Source organism: Muribaculum gordoncarteri, from assembly GCF_004803695.1.
Taxonomy (GTDB): Bacteria; Bacteroidota; Bacteroidia; order Bacteroidales; family Muribaculaceae; genus Muribaculum; species Muribaculum gordoncarteri.
The window spans coordinates 165,256-186,218 of sequence record NZ_CP039393.1; the positions used below are offsets into that span (position 1 = coordinate 165,256).

The 20,963-nt window shown below is 53.7% G+C and carries 16 protein-coding genes; 7 read left to right on the forward strand and 9 right to left on the reverse strand.

Annotation, left to right across the window (positions count from 1 at the left end; genetic code table 11):
- Window position 1: 1 nt before the first annotated feature.
- Together E7746_RS00755 and rlmN are read right to left on the reverse strand one after the other, a co-directional pair.
- On the reverse strand, window positions 2-2,572 hold the full coding sequence (locus E7746_RS00755) for a glycoside hydrolase family 31 protein (protein ID WP_136409521.1): 2,571 nt from the start codon (window positions 2,570-2,572) through the stop codon (window positions 2-4).
- Window positions 2,573-3,312: 740 nt separating this feature from the next.
- Entirely contained in the window at window positions 3,313-4,347 is a 1,035-nt protein-coding gene (gene rlmN / locus E7746_RS00760; RefSeq protein ID WP_136409522.1) for a 23S rRNA (adenine(2503)-C(2))-methyltransferase RlmN, read from the reverse strand.
- 161 nt (window positions 4,348-4,508) lie between these two features.
- On the opposite strand from rlmN, the gene E7746_RS00765 reads away from it, so the two are divergent.
- The 4 genes from E7746_RS00765 (at window position 4,509) to E7746_RS00780 (ending at window position 9,726) form a co-directional block, all read left to right on the forward strand.
- On the forward strand, window positions 4,509-5,792 hold the full coding sequence (locus E7746_RS00765; RefSeq protein WP_136409523.1) for a DUF2851 family protein: 1,284 nt from the start codon (window positions 4,509-4,511) through the stop codon (window positions 5,790-5,792).
- Window positions 5,793-6,091: 299 nt separating this feature from the next.
- Window positions 6,092-7,300: an exo-beta-N-acetylmuramidase NamZ family protein gene (locus E7746_RS00770; RefSeq protein WP_238337276.1), complete on the forward strand. Its 1,209-nt coding sequence runs from the start codon at window positions 6,092-6,094 to the stop codon at window positions 7,298-7,300.
- Window positions 7,297-8,787 (forward strand): sodium:solute symporter, encoded by a 1,491-nt coding sequence (locus tag E7746_RS00775; RefSeq protein WP_136409524.1) that lies wholly within the window; start codon window positions 7,297-7,299, stop codon window positions 8,785-8,787. The genes E7746_RS00770 and E7746_RS00775 overlap by 4 nt, the downstream gene beginning before the upstream one ends.
- A 48-nt stretch (window positions 8,788-8,835) precedes the next feature.
- Window positions 8,836-9,726: a helix-turn-helix transcriptional regulator gene (locus E7746_RS00780; protein ID WP_136409525.1), complete on the forward strand. Its 891-nt coding sequence runs from the start codon at window positions 8,836-8,838 to the stop codon at window positions 9,724-9,726.
- A gap of 4 nt (window positions 9,727-9,730) precedes the next feature.
- Here E7746_RS00780 and polA read toward each other — a convergent pair whose 3' ends face one another.
- Window positions 9,731-12,508 carry a DNA polymerase I gene (gene polA, locus E7746_RS00785; protein ID WP_136409526.1) on the reverse strand — a complete coding sequence of 926 codons (2,778 nt, stop codon included), beginning with the start codon at window positions 12,506-12,508 and terminating at the stop codon, window positions 9,731-9,733.
- Window positions 12,509-12,605: 97 nt separating this feature from the next.
- Between polA and E7746_RS00790 the strand changes: the two genes are divergently transcribed.
- On the forward strand, window positions 12,606-13,580 hold the full coding sequence (locus E7746_RS00790; protein ID WP_136409527.1) for a polyprenyl synthetase family protein: 975 nt from the start codon (window positions 12,606-12,608) through the stop codon (window positions 13,578-13,580).
- Window positions 13,581-13,659: 79 nt separating this feature from the next.
- On the opposite strand, the gene E7746_RS00795 is transcribed toward E7746_RS00790, so the two are convergent.
- The 6 genes from E7746_RS00795 to E7746_RS00820 form a co-directional block, all read right to left on the reverse strand.
- Window positions 13,660-13,992, reverse strand: coding sequence for a hypothetical protein (locus E7746_RS00795; protein WP_136409528.1), 333 nt, complete (start codon window positions 13,990-13,992; stop codon window positions 13,660-13,662).
- Window positions 13,993-14,065: 73 nt separating this feature from the next.
- Window positions 14,066-14,818, reverse strand: coding sequence for a HesA/MoeB/ThiF family protein (locus E7746_RS00800; protein ID WP_136409529.1), 753 nt, complete (start codon window positions 14,816-14,818; stop codon window positions 14,066-14,068).
- A 100-nt stretch (window positions 14,819-14,918) separates the two neighbouring features.
- Window positions 14,919-16,289, reverse strand: a complete 1,371-nt coding sequence (locus E7746_RS00805; protein WP_136409530.1) for a portal protein — start codon at window positions 16,287-16,289, stop codon at window positions 14,919-14,921.
- An 18-nt stretch (window positions 16,290-16,307) separates the two neighbouring features.
- Window positions 16,308-16,838: a hypothetical protein gene (locus tag E7746_RS00810; RefSeq protein ID WP_136409531.1), complete on the reverse strand. Its 531-nt coding sequence runs from the start codon at window positions 16,836-16,838 to the stop codon at window positions 16,308-16,310.
- A gap of 14 nt (window positions 16,839-16,852) precedes the next feature.
- Window positions 16,853-18,073 carry an SU10 major capsid protein gene (locus E7746_RS00815; protein ID WP_136409532.1) on the reverse strand — a complete coding sequence of 407 codons (1,221 nt, stop codon included), beginning with the start codon at window positions 18,071-18,073 and terminating at the stop codon, window positions 16,853-16,855.
- Between the two features lie 8 nt (window positions 18,074-18,081).
- Window positions 18,082-18,498 (reverse strand): hypothetical protein, encoded by a 417-nt coding sequence (locus E7746_RS00820; RefSeq protein WP_136409533.1) that lies wholly within the window; start codon window positions 18,496-18,498, stop codon window positions 18,082-18,084.
- A gap of 142 nt (window positions 18,499-18,640) precedes the next feature.
- Here E7746_RS00820 and E7746_RS00825 point away from each other — a divergent pair, with 142 nt between their 5' ends.
- Window positions 18,641-19,837, forward strand: a complete 1,197-nt coding sequence (locus E7746_RS00825; RefSeq protein WP_136409534.1) for a glycosyltransferase — start codon at window positions 18,641-18,643, stop codon at window positions 19,835-19,837.
- A complete protein-coding gene (locus E7746_RS00830; protein WP_136409535.1) occupies window positions 19,834-20,916 on the forward strand; it encodes a glycosyltransferase family 4 protein in 1,083 nt (360 codons plus the stop codon). The genes E7746_RS00825 and E7746_RS00830 overlap by 4 nt, the downstream gene beginning before the upstream one ends.
- The last annotated feature ends 47 nt before the right edge of the window (window positions 20,917-20,963 follow it).

Here is a 20,963-nt window from a genome sequence, read left to right on the forward strand (position 1 = left end):
ATTAAAGTTTTAATGTCGTTTTATTTCCGTTATAGTCTATTGTGCGTGACGGTTGGCCGTTGACCGTTATGTTGAACTTGCGGTTCTTGTTCATGCCGGGATAGCTTCCCTTGCGTGACGCTATCTCCAGTGTGCGTGACTTGTCGTTCCACTTCATGTCGATGGTGCTGCAGGCTCCATTTTCGTAGTTGTAGTTGTCGCCTTCGTCTTCATAGAGCGAGAACTCTCCGTCGTTTCCGGTGTATATCGCTATTTCAAGAGGCTCGTCCTTCAGGTCGCCGGTGTACTGCTTGTCGTGCGACATGGGTAGTATGCTTCCTGCCTTTACGTAGACGGGGATGTTCTCCATCGTCACATTGATGTTGTGCTCACGGCCTCCGTCAAGGTGCGAGTTGTCGTAAAGGTCGTACCATCCGCCTTTGGCTGCGGGCAGATAGGCGGTGCGTGATGTTATCGAAGGTTCCGTAACGGGAAGTATGAGCAGGTTGCCGCCGAGCATGTAGTCATGCTTTACGGCAAGTGCATTCTTGTCGTCGGGGTAGTCAAATACGAGCGGACGCATCATCGTGTAGCCTTCGCTGCTCACCTTGTGTGACAACGAGTAGATGTAGGGCAGCAGCCTGTAACGCCACTTGATGGCATTGCCTATTATGCGTTCGGCTTCGGCTCCGTAACGCCACGGTTCGGTTTCGCTCGTGAATCCGTGCACGCGCATCAGCGGCATGAATGTTCCTGCCTGGATCCAGCGTATCATGCGCTGTATGTAGTCGTCGTTGGTGTACTGGTCGCCGGGACGGAAGAATCCGCCTGCATCGTAGGTCCACCAGGGCATTCCCGAAGCCGCCATTGAGAGTCCGCTTGCAATCTGCCGGCGGAATGTTTCCCAGTCGTTGCCCACATCGCCGGTCCACATTGCGGCTCCGTAACGCTGTATGCCGGGAAATCCGCAGCGGGTGAGTATCATTGTACGCTTTTGGGGCATGTCGGTGCGACAGCCTTCATATACCGTGCGGTTGACAAGCAGGGGATATACGTTTCTGAACAATTCGCCGCGGTAACGTCCGTTCATTACACGGCGGCCTTCAAGGTCGTCGTTTTCAGGCTCGGTGGCGTCCTGCCACCATGCGTCGATTTCGTAGGGCATCAGGAGTCGCTTGCTGAAGTTGTTCCAGTAGAATTGCGACGCTTCGGGGTTGAAGAAGTCGATCCAGTCGGAGCCGGGGATGTAGTAGCCTTTGGCATCGGCCTCTTTTCCCACGGGTGAGTTCTTGTCGATTTTCGACCACACCGAGAGCATCAGCCTCATGTCCATTCCGTGCAGACTGTCGACCATGGCTTTGGGGTCGGGATATGCATCTTCGTCAAATTGCATTGAGTTCCATCCGTGCTTGCCCCAATATTGCCAGTCCTGTACTATGACATCGACCGGAATTTCGCGCTTGCGGAATTCGGCGGCGTTGGAGAGCAGTTCGTCCTGTGAGTGGAAGCGTTCGCGGCAGTGGATGTAGCCGAGCGCCCACTCCGGCATCATGGGTGCGTGACCTGTGGCCGAGCGGAATGAGGCTATGATTTCGTCGGGCGTGCCGGTGAATACGGTGAAGTCGGCTTTGGCGGGCATGGGTGAGCGCAATGTCGATGTGCCGTCGAGCTTCTTCAATGTCACGGTGGGGTTGTCGCCGCGTTCAAGGTTGGCCGACAGTTCATGCTTTCCCTTTGTGAGCGTGACGATGGACGATGATGTGGGAGGAAGCCAAAGGTTACGCTGGTCCATTATCGTTTTGCCGTCGATTGTCAGATTGTGACGGCGGGCCATCTTTTGTCCCACATCGAGCAGTATCGAGTAGTCGCCGCTCTCGGGAATGTCGATTACGCCGGTAAACGTGTTGTCGCGACGCACTTCCATGCGTGCGCCTTCAGTGGTCGTGATGTTGACCTCGCGGGCGGCTCCGGCCTTTTCGCTGCGTGACAGTGTCACGGTGGTGGAGCCGGGATTGTATTCGGTGAGTCCGTAGTTGTTCCACAGTATGCCGTAACCCTTGTTTGACAGTATGAAGGGTATCGATATCTGTGTGTTGACCTGGGTGAGGCGGCGTGACAATCCCTTTATGTCGGTGAATCCGTCCTGGAATTGTCCGAGTCCGTAAAGATGCTCGTCGGCACTGTTGTCCCATGACAATTGTGCGCCTGTGTCACGCGTTCCGTCGGGGTTGTCGGTTGAATATAGAGTGATGTCACGCGTCGTGAACACGGGTCGGCCCTGTGCGTCGGTTATGGTGACGGCTCGTTTGTTGCGGTCGATGTCGGCCTTGATTTTGCCGGCCGATATGCGCGTGATTCCGTTTTGCAGTTCGGTTTTGTTGAGCTTGCCTATGCGGGGCGATTCGTTAACGTAGATCCATTCGGGGAGAGTGTCGCTGAACTCTTTGGCGTATTCCACTCTTACCGCATTGTCATTCAGGAATGTCAGTCTTATCGACCCTTCTTGAAACGGGATAATGGCTTGGTTGTCTTTGGCCGGGGCTGCAGCTGTCGCACATAGCACAATCAAGCACGATATAAGTGTTCTTATCATCGCGGATGAGGTATTAATTAGGGATTTTAGGCAAAAATAGGCACAATAAATTTATCGGAGGGTGAAAAAATCGTTATAATAGTAGGACAAAATCGATATTTTACACCTTAGAGCCGGTACGACAATAAATGTTAACGGCAGGGCGGTCAATTGTTGAGTGATTTTCTTTAGCTCTTGAGGGAGCGATGGGGTTCCATCGTGACCGAAAGAGCTAAAGAAAAGCGCCAACGAGTGGCCGAGGCGAAGGTAACTTTCGTTCCATCAAATAAATATTAGTGACATAATGTAATCGTCAGTCAGCAGTACCGGAGCATGAAAGTATCGCGGCAAGATATGTCATTGCCCGAGCCGAAGACAGGTATCGCTCATAGTTCCGGCATAGTCGCCGATAGTTTTCGAGCCAATAATTTGTGCGTTCCACCATCTAACGGCCGACAAAAACTTACGGATGCGCTTCCGCTGGCAATGCTTAAACTTTATTTTCATGAAGCCAATAATTTATGTTACTGAGATATAACACAAATCAAACCTTTTTTCCTTTTGGTTGAACCGAAATTACCATCGCCTCGCATATTGCGGGCGCTTTTGGGCCTGTTTGTCAGTCGTGTACATCCAGTACACTCCTTCCTCGCAGACCAAAAATCGATCCGCACTATGCGACCCTGCCGTTAATATTTATTGTCGAACCGGCTCTTATCGTGCTCAACTATTTTCCCGGCCTCGTCGCTTGCGATTGAGCGTTATTGCTCTTTACGAGCCTTTCCGGCGAGCATTCCGCAGGCGGCGGCTATGTCCTCGCCTCGTGATGCGCGTATGGTTGCCGTTACGCCGTGTTCGTTGAGCCTGTCGCGGAAGGCGGTCATCGTGTCGGTCGATGATGTGCTCAGGTCGCTGTCGGGTATGGCGTGGAAGCGGATGAGGTTGACGCGGCAGTCAAGTCCTTTAAGCAGTCGTGCGAGAGCGTCGGCGTCACGCAGGCTGTCGTTTACACCGCGCCACATGATGTACTCGAATGAGAGTCGGCGCTGGTGGGCGAAGTCATATTGTCGCAACAGCGCGATGACATCGCGTGAGTGATAGGCGCGTTCTACAGGCATGAGCGATGCCCGTTGCTCGGGATAGGGGGAGTGGAGGCTCACGGCAAGATGCACCTTGGTGGTGTCGAGCAGTGTTTTCATCTCGTTTATTTTGCCGATGGTCGACACGGTTATGCGCTTCGGGCTCCATGCCAGTCCCCAGGGCGATGTGAGCACCTCGATTGCCTGAAGCACGGCGGGCAGATTATCCATCGGTTCGCCCATACCCATGAATACGACATTGGTGAGCGACCGGCTTTGGGGTATCGCTATGATTTGGTTGATGATGTCACACGCCGTCAGGTTGCCGTGGAAACCCTGTCGGCCTGTCATGCAGAATTTGCATCCCATGCGGCATCCCGCCTGTGACGACACGCACAGTGTGGCGCGATCCTTGTCGGGAATGTAGACTGCTTCTATGTCACGACCTCCTTTTCCGTCAAACAGGTACTTGACCGTGCCGTCCGATGATTCGGCCGCCGCTTTGGGGGGCGTTACGCCTATGCAGTAGTCGGTTGAGAGGCGTTGACGGGCGCTTTTCGACAGGTTGGTCATCTCGTCGATCGATGTGACGCGTTTCTCGTAGAGCCATTGTGACATCTGCTTTGCGGCAAATGACGGCATTCCGCATTCAGCGGCTACGTTACGGAGTTGTTCGAGGGTCAGTCCGGTAAGCGGTTTTTTGATTGTCGTTTCCATAGAGTGCAAAGTTACGCTTTTTTTGATGTTGTGATTGCTATGTGATATGTTAAAATGATTTGGGTGTAATAAAATCTTTTCAATCCTGTTAAATAATTGTGTGATATTGTTTTTTTATTCGAGAAATTTGATTATGTTTGCGCATTAGCAAAGTGTAACCTATGGAAAGACTGATGCAATACGTATGGCAGCATCGGCTGTGGCCCGTTAAGGATATGTTTACAGTCGATGGCCATCGTGTGCATGTCATAGACCCGGGTTGCCTGAATCATGATTCCGGGCCCGATTTTTTCAATGCAAAGATTCGCATAGGCGATGAAATGTGGGCGGGTGATGTGGAAATCCATGTGAGGGCAAGCGACTGGCACCGTCACGGACATGACGGCGACAAGGCTTACGATTCGGTGATACTTCATGTCGTTTCCAAGGATGATGCGCCGGTGAGGCGGAGCGACGGGAATGTGATACCTCAGATGAAAATGTCATGTTCGCCTTCGTTCAACGAGAGTTACAGGCGATTGGTGGCTTCGGCGGCCGACGACCTTCCATGCCATGAAGAGTTCAAGACCATCGACAATGTGCGGCTGTACTCATGGCTCGACAATCTCGCCTATGAGCGTCTTTACAATAAGAGCGAGCGCATCAACCGTTACCTGTCGCGATTCTCGGGCGACTGGGAGTCGACATGCTATGTGACCCTTGCGCGCGCACTTGGCTTCGGGGTTAACAGTGAGCCGTTTGAGAGGCTTGCGTTAAGCGTTCCGTTGCGTTTCGTGGGCAAGCACAGCGACTCGGCATTGAGCATAGAGGCTCTGCTTTTCGGACAGTCGGGACTGCTTGACGAGGTAGGCGACGGTGACTCCTATGTGGAGCTGCTGAAAAAGGAGTATGACTATCTTGCCCGGAAATTCTCGCTCGAACGACAGCCGAGGCTCGGGTGGAAGATGTCGCGGATGCGTCCGGCCAATTTTCCCCACAGGCGCATTGCATTTCTTGCGGCAATGCTCTTTGGCGGATTCAGGCTGATGTCACGCATTGTGGATGCAGGGAATCTGGCGCAGGCCTATAAGCTATTTGAGGTTGAGCTTGTGGGTTACTGGGCGAGTCACTACACCTTCAACGGCTCTCTTGAGGCTGCACGCAGCGTGGCGTTGAGCCGAGGCTCGATAACGGTGCTTATAATAAATGTAGTGGTGCCGCTTCTCTATGCCTACGGGTTGTCGCTCGACGACAAGTCGATGACCGACAGGGCGGTCGCCATGTTGCAGGAGATGAAGCCCGAGAGCAACTCGGTGGTCGCGATGTTTGTAGGTGCCGGCGTAAAGTGTGACGATGCGTTCACCTCACAGGCGCTGATTCAGTTGCGTCGCGAGTACTGCGAGGCTCGCAAGTGCCTCTACTGCAGGGTGGGGCACAGGATGCTGTCACGTAGTGTAAAGGCTTGAGGTTAGGAAAAGGAAATAATAATGACTCTAATATATTTTGTAATCTAAATGTATTTAGGAATGTGATCTTGGTTGTCTAGTGGTAGGACTTTGTGGGATTAGTCTTTCGGTTTAATTTGACCCATGAAGTCACTGGTGGAGCCACCCTTGCACTGTCTGCGTTATTGTAGACACTGTAACGGGTGGCTCTGCCATGATTGTAGTTGCCCACTACTGTTAATAATCCGTAAAGTGCTTGACGCGCCGATATTTGAGCGATAAAAAAGATTGGGATGTGGTGCATTACTTAATTGATATTTATGTATCTTTGTGGAATGATAATATCCAACATTAAAAGAATTGTCGCATTGCTGATTTTCTCGGCGCTTATTCTTTCTACCTCATTTATAGCCGATGCCGCTGAAGTGACTGTGGGCGCTGCGAGGATTGACCTTTACAAGCCTTGGCTTGAAGGGCGCCGGGTGGCGTTGCTGTCCAATCACACCGGCATGGTCGGCTCCAAGCACACTCTCGACCTCCTGCTCGAAAACGGTGTCAATGTGGTGACGCTCTTTTCGCCCGAACACGGATTCCGTGGTACTGCCGATGCCGGACAGCATGTGGCAAGCTCGGTTGACGAGGTGACGGGAATACCCATCGCGTCGCTGTATAACGGCGGAAAACGCGGCCCGTCGCCCGAGGTGATGGCCGGTGTCGATGTGATTCTTGTGGATCTTCAGGATGTGGGAACACGATTCTACACCTACTACATAACCATGCTTGAGGTAATGGAGGCGGCTGCCCGTCACGGCAAGAGCGTCATCGTGCTTGACCGTCCAAATCCGCTCGGAATGTCGGTCGACGGCCCGGTGCTTGACATGAAACTGCGTTCAGGCGTGGGACGACTTCCCATTCCGGTTCTGCACGGACTCACTCTCGGCGAGATGGCCAAGATGGCCGTAGGCGAGGGATGGTTGCCCGGTGCTTCAAGCCTTGACCTGAAGGTTGTGCCCTGCAAGGACTACACCCACTCGACACGTTATGCACTTCCCGTGGCTCCGTCGCCCAATCTGAGGAGCATGAAGGCCATATACCTTTATCCGTCGCTGTGTTACTTCGAGGGAACTACCGCCAGCGTGGGACGCGGAACCGATATGCCGTTCCTCGTTTACGGTCATCCGCTCATGAAGGCTCGTGGCTTCTCGTTTACGCCCCGTAGCGTGCCGGGTGCCAAGAATCCGCCTTTGCGCGACAAGCGGTGCAATGGCGTAGACCTGCGCGAGGTCGATGACGATGCTGCGATTGACGGCGGTGTCGACTTGTCGTACATAATCGATGCCTACAACTCGATGACACAGGGAAAATCACGTTTCTTCAACTCTTTTTTTGACAAACTAATAGGCAACACCAAGATTCGCCCGATGATAGAGGCCGGCCGAAGTGCCGATGAGATAAAGGCCACATGGCGCGACGAGGTGGCGCAGTTCAAGAAGCTGCGCAGCCGCTACTTGCTATATCCCGAACAATGACCCCTACGATAGTTATAATAACCGTGCTGGCTTACTTCGCCGTTCTGTTTGGCGTAAGTCATCTCACATCCCGCAACAGTGACAACGCTTCGTTTTTCAACGGCAACAGGCGCGCCCCGTGGCCGTTGGTGGCTTTTGCCATGGTGGGTGCCGCCATATCGGGCGTAACGTTCATCAGCGTTCCAGGAATGGTGGTCGACAAAGGCTACAGCTACCTGCAGATGGTGCTCGGCTTCATCGTGGGCTACTGGGTGATAGCGTTTGTGCTTGTGCCGCTCTTCTACAAGCGCAACCTGTTGTCGATTTACGGTTATCTCGGCGAGCGTTTCGGTTCATCGACTTACCGTACCGGGGCATGGTTCTTCTTCGTTTCAAAGATGCTTGGCGCGGCGGTGAGGTTTTTTGTCGTGTGCATAGTGCTTCAGACTCTTGTGTGCGACCCTCTCGGTATTCCGTTTGTGGTCAATGTCGCCGTAACCATAGCCATTGTGTGGCTCTACACTTTCCGCGGAGGTGTCAAGACCCTGATATGGACCGATACCCTCAAGAGTTTCTGCCTTATAATGTCGGTGGTGCTGTGTATATGGTTCATAGCGCAGAACCTCGACCTGTCGTGGGCCGGTGTCGTCGATTCGATTGGTCGGCACGGCTCGTCACGCATCTTCTACTTCGACGATCCGTCACGCGGCGTCTACTTCTGGAAGCAGTTTCTTGCCGGAGTGTTCATGGCCATCGCCATAAACGGCCTTGACCAGGACATGATGCAGCGCAACCTTGCGTGCCGTGACTCGCGTCAGTCGCAGAAGAACATGATTGTGAGCGGTGTCATGCAGTTTTTTGTCATAGCCCTGTTTCTGGTGCTCGGAACTCTGCTTGTGATATATGTCGAGAGCACACCGTCGTTGTCGATGCCCGAGAAGAGCGATGAGCTCTTTGGCCTTGTTGCTGCGCACGAGTCACTGCCCGTGGCTGTGGGCGTGCTCTTCATCCTCGGACTTGTGTCGGCTGCCTACTCGGCTGCCGGTTCGGCACTCACATCGCTCACCACATCGTTTACGGTCGACATTCTCGATGCATCGGGCATGGAGGAGAGTCGCCTTGCACGTGTGCGCAAATGGGTGCACATCGCGATGTCGGCCACGATGGGCCTTGTAATAGTCGTGTTTTACATGATCAGCGAGGAGGACGCCATAAGCGCCGTCTACACCCTCGCATCCTATACCTACGGCCCCATATTGGGCCTCTTTGTGTTCGGCATGTTCACCAAGCGACCTGTCAATGATCGGCTGGTGCCTGTAGTGTGCATTGCCGCGCCATGTCTTTGTTGGCTGGTGAAGTACTTCTTGAATGAATCGTTTGGCTATGAGATGAGTTTTGAATTGTTGATATTCAACGCTCTGCTCACGGCTGTCGGTCTGTCCCTATTGCCGGGAAAAGCGTCGGTGTCTGACATCGAGGCCGCCCGGGAATCCGTTTCTGCCGAATAGCGGAAATTTAATGAATATCTATTTGTCTGTTTCAATTTTAAATTATTTATGGCACGAGATTTATTTAGCAGGTATATATGGCTTATCGACACCATACGCCGATATGGGTCGTTGACTCGTGATGAAATCAATCGGCTGTGGATAAAGTCGCCTTACTCCAACGGCGAGCCTCTTCCACGGCGCACATTCTACACCTATCGCAATGCAATCGAGGAACTTTTTAAGATAAACATCGAGTGTAACCCGTCGACATTCGAGTACTATATCGAGCAGAGCAACGATCACTACGAGAGTGTCATGAACTGGTTGCTCAACTCGGCCTCCATCGGCAATCTGTTGAATGACGCACATGACATTGCCGATTCCATTTTCCTTGAAAACGTTCCGTCGGCGCGTGAATTCCTGTCGATTACCGTCGATTCACTGAAGGAGCGTCGTCCTATGAAGTTCAACTACCACCCCTATACACGCCTCAATCCTACGCGTGACATAGTGCTCGAACCCTACTTCCTGAAGATATTCAAGCAGCGATGGTATGTGACGGGCCGAAACGTGAAGGAGGATGTCATAAAGACCTACGCGCTCGACCGCATGAGCGAGGCCACGCTGTTGCCGTCGGTATATGAGATACCCGAGGACTTCGATGCCGAGGCCTACTTCCGCGACAGCTACGGAATCATATTTGACGAGGGCGAGGTAAAGCACGTGGCTGTGCGTACCGATTCACGGCAGGCCAAGTATTTCCGTTCGGTGCCGTTGCATGCGTCACAGCAGGAAGTGCTGCACGACTCCTATTCGATATTTTATTTCAAGATCAAGATCACTCCCGATTTTGTCCAGGAGCTGCTCTCCTACGGTCCCAAGGTGACGGTGTTGAGTCCCCCCGAGCTACGCGCCATAATGATCAACAACCTGCGCGAGGCGTTGGCGCAATATTAAGTCCTTAGTGGGCTTCAAGCCAGTTGCTTCCCACACCCGACGACACGATGAGCGGCACCCTGCCGTGGTAGGCGTTCATCATGTCGGAGGTCACGATAGCCTGTACGCGTTCAAGTTCTTCCGGCACAACGTTGAATATCAATTCATCGTGGACCTGCATTATCATGCGTGACTTCAATCCCTCCTGCTCGAAGTTGCGGGCTATGTTCACCATGGCGAGCTTTATAATGTCGGCGGCCGAACCCTGGATGGGGGCGTTCACGGCATTTCGCTCGGCATATCCGCGCACAACGGCGTTTCTTGAATTTATTTCGGGGAGCATTCGCTTGCGACCCATTATAGTTGTGACATATCCGTCGCTGCGAGCCTTCTCGATAGCTTCGGCGATGTACTCCTTGATGTGAGGATAGGTGGCGAAGTATCCGTCAATCAGCATCTTGGCTTCAGCTCGCGGAATGCGTAACCTCTCCGAGAGGCCAAATGCCGATATGCCGTAGATTATTCCGAAGTTGGCGGTTTTGGCGCGTCGGCGCTGCTCGTCGCTCACATCCTCTATGCGCTCCTTGTATATCTTTGCCGCTGTGGCCTGATGGATGTCGGCACCCGAAAGAAACGCCTCGATCATATCGTTGTCGCCGCTTATGTCGGCAATCAGTCGCAGTTCAATCTGCGAGTAGTCGGCACTCATGAACAGGTCGCCCCGGTCGGCTATGAAGGCGCGTCGTATTTCGCGGCCGTCGTCGGTGCGTATGGGGATGTTCTGCAGGTTGGGGTTTGTCGATGAAATTCGTCCTGTGGCGGTTACGGTCTGGTTGTAGGTGGTGTGTATCTTTCCGGTCGACTGATTTATCAGCTGAGGCAGCGCATCGATGTAGGTTGTCAGCAGCTTGCGTATGCCTCGTATTTCAAGAATGGTGTCGACAATGGGATGCACGTTGCGGTATTTTTCAAGCACCTCCTCGGTGGTGGAGTAGGCGCCACGCTTTGTGCGCTTGGCTTTGGCGTCGATCTTCAGCCTTTCAAAGAGCACTTCGCCCACCTGCATTGGCGAGCCTATGTTGAACTCTCCGCCCGCAAGCCTGTAGGCCTCCTGCTCCATTTCGCGCAGCTGCGATGTGTACTTGCGCGACAGCTCGGCCAACGCTTCGACATCGATGCGCACTCCCGTCCACTCCATCTCGGCAAGCACCTTTATGAGTGGCAGCTCGATGTCGTCCATCAGATTTTTCACGCCGTTGCTCTCTATAAGCGGATTCAGCTTGTTGTAAAGTCGCAGCGTCATGTCGGCTACTTCACAGAGGCGCAGCATCTCCTCACCTGCAGGAAGCGGCTCGCCTTTCTTGCGGGTGCGCGATGTGTCATCGTAGTCGAGAGTGTGATAGTCGAGATAGGCGGCCACCACGCGCGGGAAAGAGTGATTCATCTCAGGCTCGATGAGGTAGTGGGCCACCGATGTGTCGTAGTAGGGAGCTGTAAATGCAATGCCTTCGCGCTTCAGCAGCAGATAGTCGCGCTTTACATCGTGGCTTACAATGGTGACGAAGGGCGATGTAAACAGTTTGGCCAGGATTTTCAGCATTTCGTCACGTGCGGCTCCCTGCGGAGGCATGGCGATGTAGACGGCTTTTCCCTCGGATGTCGAGATTGCCGTACCCATCCAGCGCGATGTCATGTCGTCGGAACCGATGGCATAGAGCGTCACTCCCACGCGTCCCGCCTTGACAGCCTCGTTGATTGTCGCCTCAAGGGTCGCGAGGTCGGTATTGGCTATGTAGTCATGCTCCGAGTCGGCCATGGCCGATGTGTCGGCTTGCTGAACAGGCTCGTCGATGATGTCGAAGAGCGAGGGCATTTCGTTGGCTGCCGCAGGCTTGGCCTCAGGTGTGGGATCAGACGGCTGATTGTCGCCGTGACGGTCGTGCAGACGCTTGATGAACGTGCGGAACTCCAGCTCGGTGTATATTCCGGTCAGGGTGTTCACATCAATATCACCTCGGCGCAGATTGTCGATGGGGATGTCGACAGGCACATCGGTCTTTATTGTCGCGAGAAACTTTGAAAATCTTATCTGCTCGGCGTTGTCGACGATTTTGCGCTGCAAGGCACCCTTCAGTGAGTCGGTGTTGCCAAGCAGGTTCTCGACGGTGCCCCATTCCGATATAAGCTTCATGGCCGTCTTTTCGCCCACTCCGGGACATCCCGGAATGTTGTCGACCGCATCGCCCTCAAGGGCGAGTATGTCTACCACCTGTTGCGGCGACTTTATGCCGTAACGCCCGCAGATTTCCTCGGGGCCGCGTATCTCCATCTCGGAACCTCGGAGCGAGGGCTTGAACATGAGCACGCGGTCGGTCACCAGCTGTCCGTAGTCCTTGTCGGGTGTCATCATGTAGGTGATGTAGCCCTCCTTCTCGGCGATGTGCGACAGTGTGCCTATCACATCGTCGGCTTCATATCCCGGAATTTCGATAGCGGGGATTCCGTAAGCCTTTATGATGTCCTTTATATAGGGAATTGACAGGGTTATGTCCTCGGGCTGCTTGTCGCGCTGCGCCTTGTACTCGGGATAGGCTTCGTGGCGGAATGTGGGGCCGCTCGGGTCGAAGCACACAGCGATGTGGGAGGGCTGCTGCTTGTTGAGCACCTCCTCAAGGGTGTTTACAAATCCGAATATCGCCGAGGTGTTGAAACCCCGTGAAGTCATGCGCGGAGCGCGTATAAGTGCGTAGTAGGCACGGTATATTAGTGCATAGGCATCGAGCAGAAATAGTTTCTTATCCATTATATCGGCTGTTTTTTGTTAGTGTAAACAAGAAATTCACGATAAATATAGGCATAAAATTATAACTTTTACTAATTTTGCATCACAAAATGCCGATATGACCGTATTAGAAGACATTCAACATACAATAGCCTCGGAACTTAGTCAACTCAATGAGTGCATGACCGAGGCTCTTTCGACATCCAACGAGTTGATGAATGAAATCGTCGGCAACTATCTGAAGACCAAAGGTAAGCAGATACGACCCATCCTCGTGTTGCTTAGCGCCAAGCTGTTTGGCGGCATCACTGATGCCACAATCGACGCTGCCGCTTCAATCGAGATGCTTCATAACGCCTCGCTGATTCATGACGATGTGGTGGACGATACTCTTACCCGCCGCAGCCGTCCGACCGTCAACGCCATTTGGGACAACCACATAGCAGTGCTTGTGGGCGACTTTTTCGTGTCGTCGTCGCTGCATAATGCTGTCGCCACGGGCGACCTGCGCATAATCGACACCATTTCGCATCTCGGACGCATTCTTTCGCTTGGCGAAATCGACCAGATAAACAAGGCCCGCTACCACGACATAACCGAGGAGTCGTATCTCGAAATCATAGGCAGCAAGACAGCTTCGCTTTTTGTTGCGTGCATAAAGATGGGCGGATATTCGGTCAACGCATCCGATGAGGATATAGAGCGCATGTGCCGCTTTGCCCAGCTATTCGGGCTGTGCTTCCAGATTCGCGATGACATATTTGACTATTTCGAGGACTCGCGCGTAGGCAAGCCTACCGGCAACGACCTTCGCGAAGGCAAGATAACGCTTCCGCTGCTACATGTACTGTCGATCGACACCCTTCCATACCACAAGGAGATGAACGAGCTTGTGCGCAATGACGAGCTGTCGAGCGAGCAGATAGCCACTCTTATAGCCTATGCACGTGAGTTCGGAGGCATCGACTACGCCTACGATTGCATGTCGCGGTTCCGCGATGAGGCAGTAGAGATAATAAACCACTTCCCCGACACGGAGATACGCCGCTCGTTCATTTCACTCTTTGACTTTATCATAGCCCGTCACAATTAGGCAAAATAAATCCCCACAACTTTGCAGCGGCGGGGAAAATTGGGTTTAAGAGCCGTTAATATTTATTGTCGAACCGGCTCTAAGATTCGGGAATGTATCTCATAAAGTAGGTGTCGGCCGCTTTATAGTGGGTGGTGTCGAAGTCGATAAAGAGGCGGTAGGACCATATCTCCTGCCAAAGTGCTCGGCTCACCCTCAAAGTGTCGGCGCGGTCAAGTTCCATCCATTCGTAGTCGGTGTCACTGTCCTTTATGATTTTTCCTTCGTCGTTGGCTATCATGAGCAGATGGTCGCAGATGTCGCGAAATCCCACTCCGTCGGTGTTGGAATCTATATAGTTCAACACCCTGTCCTTCAATTCATCATCGGTGTACTCCACTCTCAGGGGAGTTGTGCCTAACTTAACTTTCATAGTGCGTAAATGTTTTATTGTCAGTAGAAGTATAACGCTTGCGCCGATGTTAAAGTTAGGGCGTGGGTGTGATTTATTTCAGCGGCCGCCTGCATCGGCACCTGTTGTCGGCCGGCAGGGTGAAGGTGTCGAACTCCATTGTGAGCGCATCGAAACGAAGCAGTCGACCGGTGAGCAGTCGACCTATTCCGGTGATATATTTTATGACTTCGGCGGCCTGGATGCATCCAAGTATGCCCGCTACGGCACCAAACGGACCGGCCACGGCCTCATTCCTCGGCTGCACAGGCTCCTCTCCGGCAAAGAGGCACCGATAGCAGGGTGAGCCGGGAACATAGGTCATCGCCTGGCCCATGTAACGATACATTCCTCCATGCACAAAAGGCTTGCCGAGTGCCACACAGGTGTCGTTGATCAGCAGCTTGGTCGCAAGGCTGTCGGTGGCATCCACTATTATGTCGTAGTCGGCCATGAGCGACGCCGCGTTGTCGGCTGTAAGGAGCCCTGAAATGGCCTCGACCTTTACGCCGGGGTTCAAGGCTGTCATGGATTGCGATGCCGATTCAACCTTGGCGCGGCCCACATCGGCCGTGGAGTGTATTATCTGGCGTTGCAGGTTGGATAGGTCAACCACATCCCCGTCGATAATGCATATATTGCCCACTCCGGCCGCGGCAAGATAGAGAGCGACAGGCGAGCCCAGTCCTCCGGCTCCTACGATAAGCACTTTTGCGTCACGCAGTTTCGATTGTCCGTCAATGCCTATTTCGGGCAGTGACAGATGCCGGCTGTAGCGTTTCAGTTCATCATCATTAAATAGCGACATAGAGTTATCAGTTTTAGGCAAAGATAGGCAAGTTTGGCGTTACGGGCAAATCCGATATGTGAATTTGCCCGCACAGTCACGATTTATTGTCGAACCGGCTCTAAAGCATCAGGTTGCGGGCCTCGATGAATGTCGAGAACGCTCCGAAAATGTCGCTTAGCGAACTCACTGCGTGTTGGTGCTGGCTGTCGTAAAGCGATGCCGACATGCCTGCCGAGGCTGCTTGTCCTTTCAGGGCGCCGTTCACTCCCGACACATCCTCGATGAGCCTCAGCTGCAGGTCGAGCATCCTGTTGACTCCGAGATCGCCCGGCGACGACACCACCTGTTGCGGTCCCGGCATTCCGGGCTGCGCACGGTATAGCACCACTCCGTCGGGAGCGGCCCAGTTGGCTGCAGCCTCCTCGATTGACATGTCGCTGGCATATTGGTTTTCGGGAAAGAGCAGTACGCCCTTTGCGGCAGTCGAGAGGATGCGGTCGTTCAAGGTGAGCAGCCGGTTGACATTGCGCTGCTGCTGAATCACATCCTCCACAAAAGAGTGTATCTCGCCGTCAATCAGCGGATAGAACCGGAACACGTAGGGGTGAGTGTCGGAGTACTCCTCATGCAGCAGGCTTCCGTCGGGCGACATGAAGCGGCAGTGCCACAGGGTCGATATGTCCCATCGGAACTCAATCAACGGCTTCCCGTCGTTGCTTCGCGACTTGTTTTCATTCTCAAGTTCATTAGCGGCATCGCCGTTGCGGTAGAATATGTCGCCTGACATCGGGTCGTGACACAGATATTGCTCAACCGTTTCCAGTTCCCATGACTCAATTATGCGGCACATTCCTTTGGGCGCGTCGAGAAATGAGATGTAGTCGTTGACCGATGCTCCGGTAGCGGTGGAGCGGCCGTTGCCGGCAGCCTCTAATTTCGCGAAATGGCTGCGCAGGGCATCGGCGCGTCGGCGGTCGCCCATTGAGAAACGCATTACAACCTCGTTGGGCGACATGTCGCGAATCTGTCCGAGAATCTCCACATCATCGCCGCGCAGGTCGGTGACGGAGTTTATAAAGAATCGGGCGGGACTTACAATGTCGACCCATCGGGCGAGTCCGCCACGGCGGCGCTCATAGGTGACGCGCTGTATGGCACATCCCGAAATGAGGAACTCCTCAAGTGTGCGGGCGTCGATTTCGGGCAGATTGTTCACATCGTCGCTAAGGCGATTTGCCGCGATGGAGGAGCGGTAGTGGCCTATGATGCTTTTCAGGAGGCGGCGTATGAGATTGTTGGTGGCGGGGTTGTAGCCCATTATACGCATTGCCGTGTGCTCGTCACACACCCGTCCGTCCGACATTTCCACCTTGTCGCTCCACTGTTTGCCGAATGTGTAGCGCTTGTGGCGAAGCCGTTGAGCCCTGAGTTGGGCTCCGGCCAGCCATGTTTCCAACGCTTTGTCAAGATGATTTTTAGTGTCGTTCATTGTTGTGCTGATTTAGATTTAAAAATCGGGTGAAGGAATCGTCGAGAGCGCCTTTTCGTCAAACCGATAGATGCCCGGCGTGTCGACTATCGCGAGCAGCTTTTCAACCTTTGCCGCGGAACCCGGCTTAACGGAGTAGAGGCGCACCTCGCGGTTGTCGATCACCGCTACGGGGTGATGCGTGTCGCCGCGGGTGTAGGGCGATAGCTGAAGCTGCGCCGTGCGACTCGACAGGTCGGAAGTTATTGCGGCATCGCGTGTACAGCCTTCGGCTCTTACCGCTATCAGCCTACGACACTCGTCGGGCAATTTAAACACCAGGCATCCCTCGTCGTCGACAATCTGATTGGTGATTCGGTCGTGAATCTCCATGGGAGCGAGTATCGACAGCGGGGCGTTGTCAAGCAGGTCGAGGTACCAGTCGCGCATTTTTCCGGCTAAAAGCCTGTCGATGTCAATGCCGTCGTGCCGCGTGTAAGGGCAGTCGTCGTTCACCGGTTCATGGAGGTAGCGCAACCGCCACTCCTGTAGCAGTTGCGCGTGGGTCATTTCGATTACCATCGTCACTTGGTTACGATGCGCAGATGAGCATCGGGATAGCGTAACACTATGCAGGAAGCCTCGGTGAGCACTATAGCCTCGCAGTTGCGTTGACCGCTTGAACGCAGGTCTATGGGCATTGCCTTGAAGGGGATGTGGGAATACTTCTGGATGTATTCGGGATCGAGCACCATTGCTTCATCGGCATGTCCGCAAGCATCAAAGACTTCGCTGAGCACCACGTAGAGGCGTCCGAATTTGGTTGTGATTTCGGTGAAGTCGATTCCCCAGCGTGTCACGGTTTCGGCAGGCCCGGCTGTCTTCACATGGGGCAGCATGCTGAGCTGCTCGATGAATCCCGAACCGCCTATGAGCACTTTTCGTGACGACCCGGCATTGCCAGTGAATGCCGCACGCGATAGTCTTACGAGCTCCTCTTCATTGAATTTGTCCTTAATGTAGGAGAACTCCTTGCCCGCCTGGGTCCAGATGCCTTCGGTGGTAAATACCTCGCCGTGGGTGTTGTCCTTCTCAAAGCGGGTTCGGGCACCAAACAGGAAGTTCTTCTCCATGCTCAGGCGCATGTCGATGAGTGCCGTTTCCTCCTGATCGGTCAGGCTCCATCCCACCTCTTTGGCCGAAAGTCGCTGAAGGATAGATTGTTCGACTTGGCATTTGAATATTTGACAAAAATTACGACGCTTTATGGGAAGAGCCTCGGATTGCGATGTCTGCACATCGAGTTCGGCAGCCGCACGCCCCATTCTTATCATGGGTTGCTCAAAGTTCAACGCCGGGAAGGTGTTCTCGGCCGGCGGATTTATCGCCTTTACGCGCAGCTTGTCGCCGGTGCTGATGACATAGAGCATTAAGCAGCTGCCCGGAGCCTTGCCCTTCACACCCGGAAGCAAAATGGTGTCGGAGGGGCTGAACATCGCGATGTTGTCGACCGACAGTTCGGCGATGTCGGATGTCTGGCTTGATTCAACGCCTTCAAACAGCTTGCATACCGAGGGCGGTGTGTCGACCGAATAGTAGTCGACTATCATGCTTGAGCTAAGGCGCGCATCGGCGAGGCGTGAAATCTGGTCGATGGGAGTCGACATGGGGCGAATCTTGACGATGCGCTCGTCGATTTCGTTACGGAGCAATTCTTCCGAAACTTCACGGGTGATTGTGGTTGTAAGCGGAGCGCCTTTTACGTGTGACGCGCCTGCAAATCCTTCTACGATTTGTGTTTCCATAAATTAATTTAAAAGTGTGTTGATAAAAGAGTGAGTTGATTAATCCCAAACGCTGCGGCGCGGCGGCTGGAGCATGAATTTGGGTTCATGTGAGGAGCGGGCAGGGTGCTGTCGGGGGAATGCGGTTGCTGGTACATCCCGGGACTTTTCATGATTTCCGCGGCACTTTCGTTGCGTCCGCGCAGATAGCCTCGATTCTCGGCTTCGAGAATAAGCGATTCATCGGGAGGCGGCGGAGGCGTGGAGAAGTGCCTTGAAGCAGCTTCTCCGGCCTCTACACCGGCGAGCAAATCGACGATGAAGTGAGCTGCGCGCGGATCGCGGGCTACGATTTCCGACAGGTCGACTGTCGAAGATGCGTTGTCGATCGATGGAACGGGAGTGTCATTGACTTCCGGATCCTGAATGTCTGGTGTCGTTTCCATGGTATTAGTGATATTGTTGTCGGTTGATGTTCACATTGCAAAGTTATGATGTGGAAAAGCCGGATTTCACCCCATAATGTCGCGAAGCGATTTTCTTTGATGAAAATTTTGGGAGAATGAATTATTAGTTAAATTTGCGTACATGAAGTCAAATGTGCTATTGGTAAGCAAATTCTACTATCGTCGAGGAGGCGCATGTGTCTATGTTCTTAATCTTGAACGACTTTTGCTTGACCGCGGCCATGAGGTGGCGGTGTTTGCCATGGACTACGGGCTGAACGAACCTTCGCGATGGAGCGGCTTCTTTGCTCCCGAGGTGAAATTCTTCGGCCGTGATGCACACTTGCTTCCGGCGGCGCGGCGCGTACTGGGCTTTGGCGATGTGAGGGACCGTTTTTCGGCCATCATCGACCGCGTGAGGCCCGATGTGGTTCACCTCAACAACATTCACTCCTACCTGTCGCCCGTTGTAGCGACTATGGCCCATGAACGGGGCATAAAGGTGGTGTGGACGCTCCATGACTATAAGCTTGTGTGTCCCGCCTACAGTTGTCGCCGCAACGGTGTTGATTGCACCGACTGCTTCGGCAACCGCCAGCACAATGTGCTGTTGCACAGGTGTATGAAGCATAGCATTAAAGCCTCGGCGCTTGCCTTTGCCGAGGCTTGGCGTTGGCGGCGCACGGTGCTTGAACGCTGTGTGGATACTTTCATCTGTCCGAGCCGTTTTATGGCCGATGTCATGATACGCGCCGGATATGACGCACGAAAAATCCACGTAGTGTGCAACTTCGTGGACGAGTCGCCCGAGGGTCGTGACGATGCAGCACCGCGGCGGGGTGATTATTGCTGCTATGTGGGGCGGCTTTCGGAGGAGAAGGGTGTCGACAGGCTGATGAAGGCGGCAACAATGTCGTCGCTGCCGTTGAAAGTGGCCGGCGATGGCCCGTTGTCCGATGAACTGAAGAGCCGGTACGGCGATTGCCGGAATGTAGAGTTTTTAGGTAAACTTGACCGTGAGGGAGTCATGGAACTGATACGCGGAGCGCGCTTTTCGGTCGTTCCCTCGGAGTGCTGGGAAAACAATCCGCTCTCGGCAATCGAGTCGTTGTCGTGCGGCACTCCTGTGGTGGGAGCCGCAACAGGCGGTATTCCCGAACTAATTGACTGCAGCAACGGGCGGTTGTTCATGTCGGGCGATGTCGACGACCTTGCACGAGCCATGAAAGAGGAGTGGCGCTCACTTCGCGACAACGAGGCGATAGCTCGTGACGCACGAGCGCGATTCAGCGCGTCACGGCATTACGATTCATTGATGAGGATATATAGCGGGTCATGAAGATATACGTATTAGGCACACGAGGCATTCCCTATGTGGCGGGAGGGGTGGAAACCCACTGCGAGCGGCTTTATCCACGGCTTGCGGCCATGGGAATGGATGTGACGGTCGTGAGAAGGCGTTGCTATGTTGCGCCGCGCAACGAGTATCGGGGGGTGCGTCTTATTGATGTATATGCCCCGAGGATAAAGAGTCTTGAGGCTATATGTCACACCCTGCTCGGAGTTGTCAAGGCAGGCATCGACCGTGCCGATGTAGTGCATCTGCATGCGGTGGGGCCTTCGCTGCTTGTACCGCTTGCCCGACTGTTGGGAATGAAAGTGGTGGTCACCAATCACGGTCACGACTATGAACGTGAGAAGTGGGGAAGAGCGGCCAGGGCCGTTTTGCGCATGGGTGAGCGGGTCGGCGTGCGTTTTGCCAATGAGGTGATTGCCATATCGCAGCCTATTGCCGATGTGCTTGAGTCGAAATACGGGCGAGGCGATGTCACGGTGATTCCCAACGGAGTCGAGCCGGCATGCGTGACCGAGGGCGACGACTATCTTAAATCAATAGGTGTGGAGCGTGGCCGTTATGTGTTGGCGGTGGGCCGGCTGGTAAAGGAGAAGGGTTTCCATGACTTGATAAAGGCGTTCGGAAAAATCAGGACAAAGGGATTCCGACTGGTTATAGCCGGAGATGCCGACCATCGCGACGATTACAGCGACGAGCTGAAGGATATGGCCGTCGAAGCCGGAGTGGTAATGCCGGGATACGTTTCGGGAGAGCCTCTGCAACAGCTGCTGTCACATTCGGCCTTATTCGTGCTGCCGTCCTATCATGAAGGCTTGCCCATTGCACTGCTTGAGGCGATGAGCTATGGCCTTGATGTGGCGGTGAGCGACATCAGAGCCAACCGGCTGAGTGAGCTCGACGGCTCCGACTTTTTCAAGCGAGGCGACTGTGACGATCTTGCCCGGCTTATCGACACCAAGCTCGGTGTGGCTCCGCGGCGACGCTGTTACGACATGTCACGTTACGACTGGGATGCGATAGCCGCACGCACTGCCGAGGTTTACGGACATTTGTCGCGATGAGGATGGAAAAATTACTGCCGATAAATAATTGTGTAAACGGAAAATTT

Bases quoted from the DNA above. Each gene is read 5' to 3' on its own strand.
- E7746_RS00800 (WP_136409529.1), bottom strand. From the start codon at position 14,818: ATGTCGCTATTTAATGATGATGAACTGAAACGCTACAGCCGGCATCTG.
- E7746_RS00795 (WP_136409528.1), bottom strand. From the start codon at position 13,992: ATGAAAGTTAAGTTAGGCACAACTCCCCTGAGAGTGGAGTACACCGAT.
- E7746_RS00815 (WP_136409532.1), bottom strand. From the start codon at position 18,073: ATGGAAACACAAATCGTAGAAGGATTTGCAGGCGCGTCACACGTAAAA.
- E7746_RS00775 (WP_136409524.1), top strand. From the start codon at position 7,297: ATGACCCCTACGATAGTTATAATAACCGTGCTGGCTTACTTCGCCGTT.
- E7746_RS00780 (WP_136409525.1), top strand. From the start codon at position 8,836: ATGGCACGAGATTTATTTAGCAGGTATATATGGCTTATCGACACCATA.
- E7746_RS00830 (WP_136409535.1), top strand. From the start codon at position 19,834: ATGAAGATATACGTATTAGGCACACGAGGCATTCCCTATGTGGCGGGA.
- E7746_RS00790 (WP_136409527.1), top strand. From the start codon at position 12,606: ATGACCGTATTAGAAGACATTCAACATACAATAGCCTCGGAACTTAGT.
- E7746_RS00810 (WP_136409531.1), bottom strand. From the start codon at position 16,838: ATGACCCACGCGCAACTGCTACAGGAGTGGCGGTTGCGCTACCTCCAT.
- E7746_RS00765 (WP_136409523.1), top strand. From the start codon at position 4,509: ATGGAAAGACTGATGCAATACGTATGGCAGCATCGGCTGTGGCCCGTT.
- E7746_RS00825 (WP_136409534.1), top strand. From the start codon at position 18,641: ATGAAGTCAAATGTGCTATTGGTAAGCAAATTCTACTATCGTCGAGGA.
- E7746_RS00805 (WP_136409530.1), bottom strand. From the start codon at position 16,289: ATGAACGACACTAAAAATCATCTTGACAAAGCGTTGGAAACATGGCTG.
- polA (WP_136409526.1), bottom strand. From the start codon at position 12,508: ATGGATAAGAAACTATTTCTGCTCGATGCCTATGCACTAATATACCGT.
- E7746_RS00755 (WP_136409521.1), bottom strand. From the start codon at position 2,572: ATGATAAGAACACTTATATCGTGCTTGATTGTGCTATGTGCGACAGCT.
- rlmN (WP_136409522.1), bottom strand. From the start codon at position 4,347: ATGGAAACGACAATCAAAAAACCGCTTACCGGACTGACCCTCGAACAA.
- E7746_RS00820 (WP_136409533.1), bottom strand. From the start codon at position 18,498: ATGGAAACGACACCAGACATTCAGGATCCGGAAGTCAATGACACTCCC.
- E7746_RS00770 (WP_238337276.1), top strand. From the start codon at position 6,092: ATGTATCTTTGTGGAATGATAATATCCAACATTAAAAGAATTGTCGCA.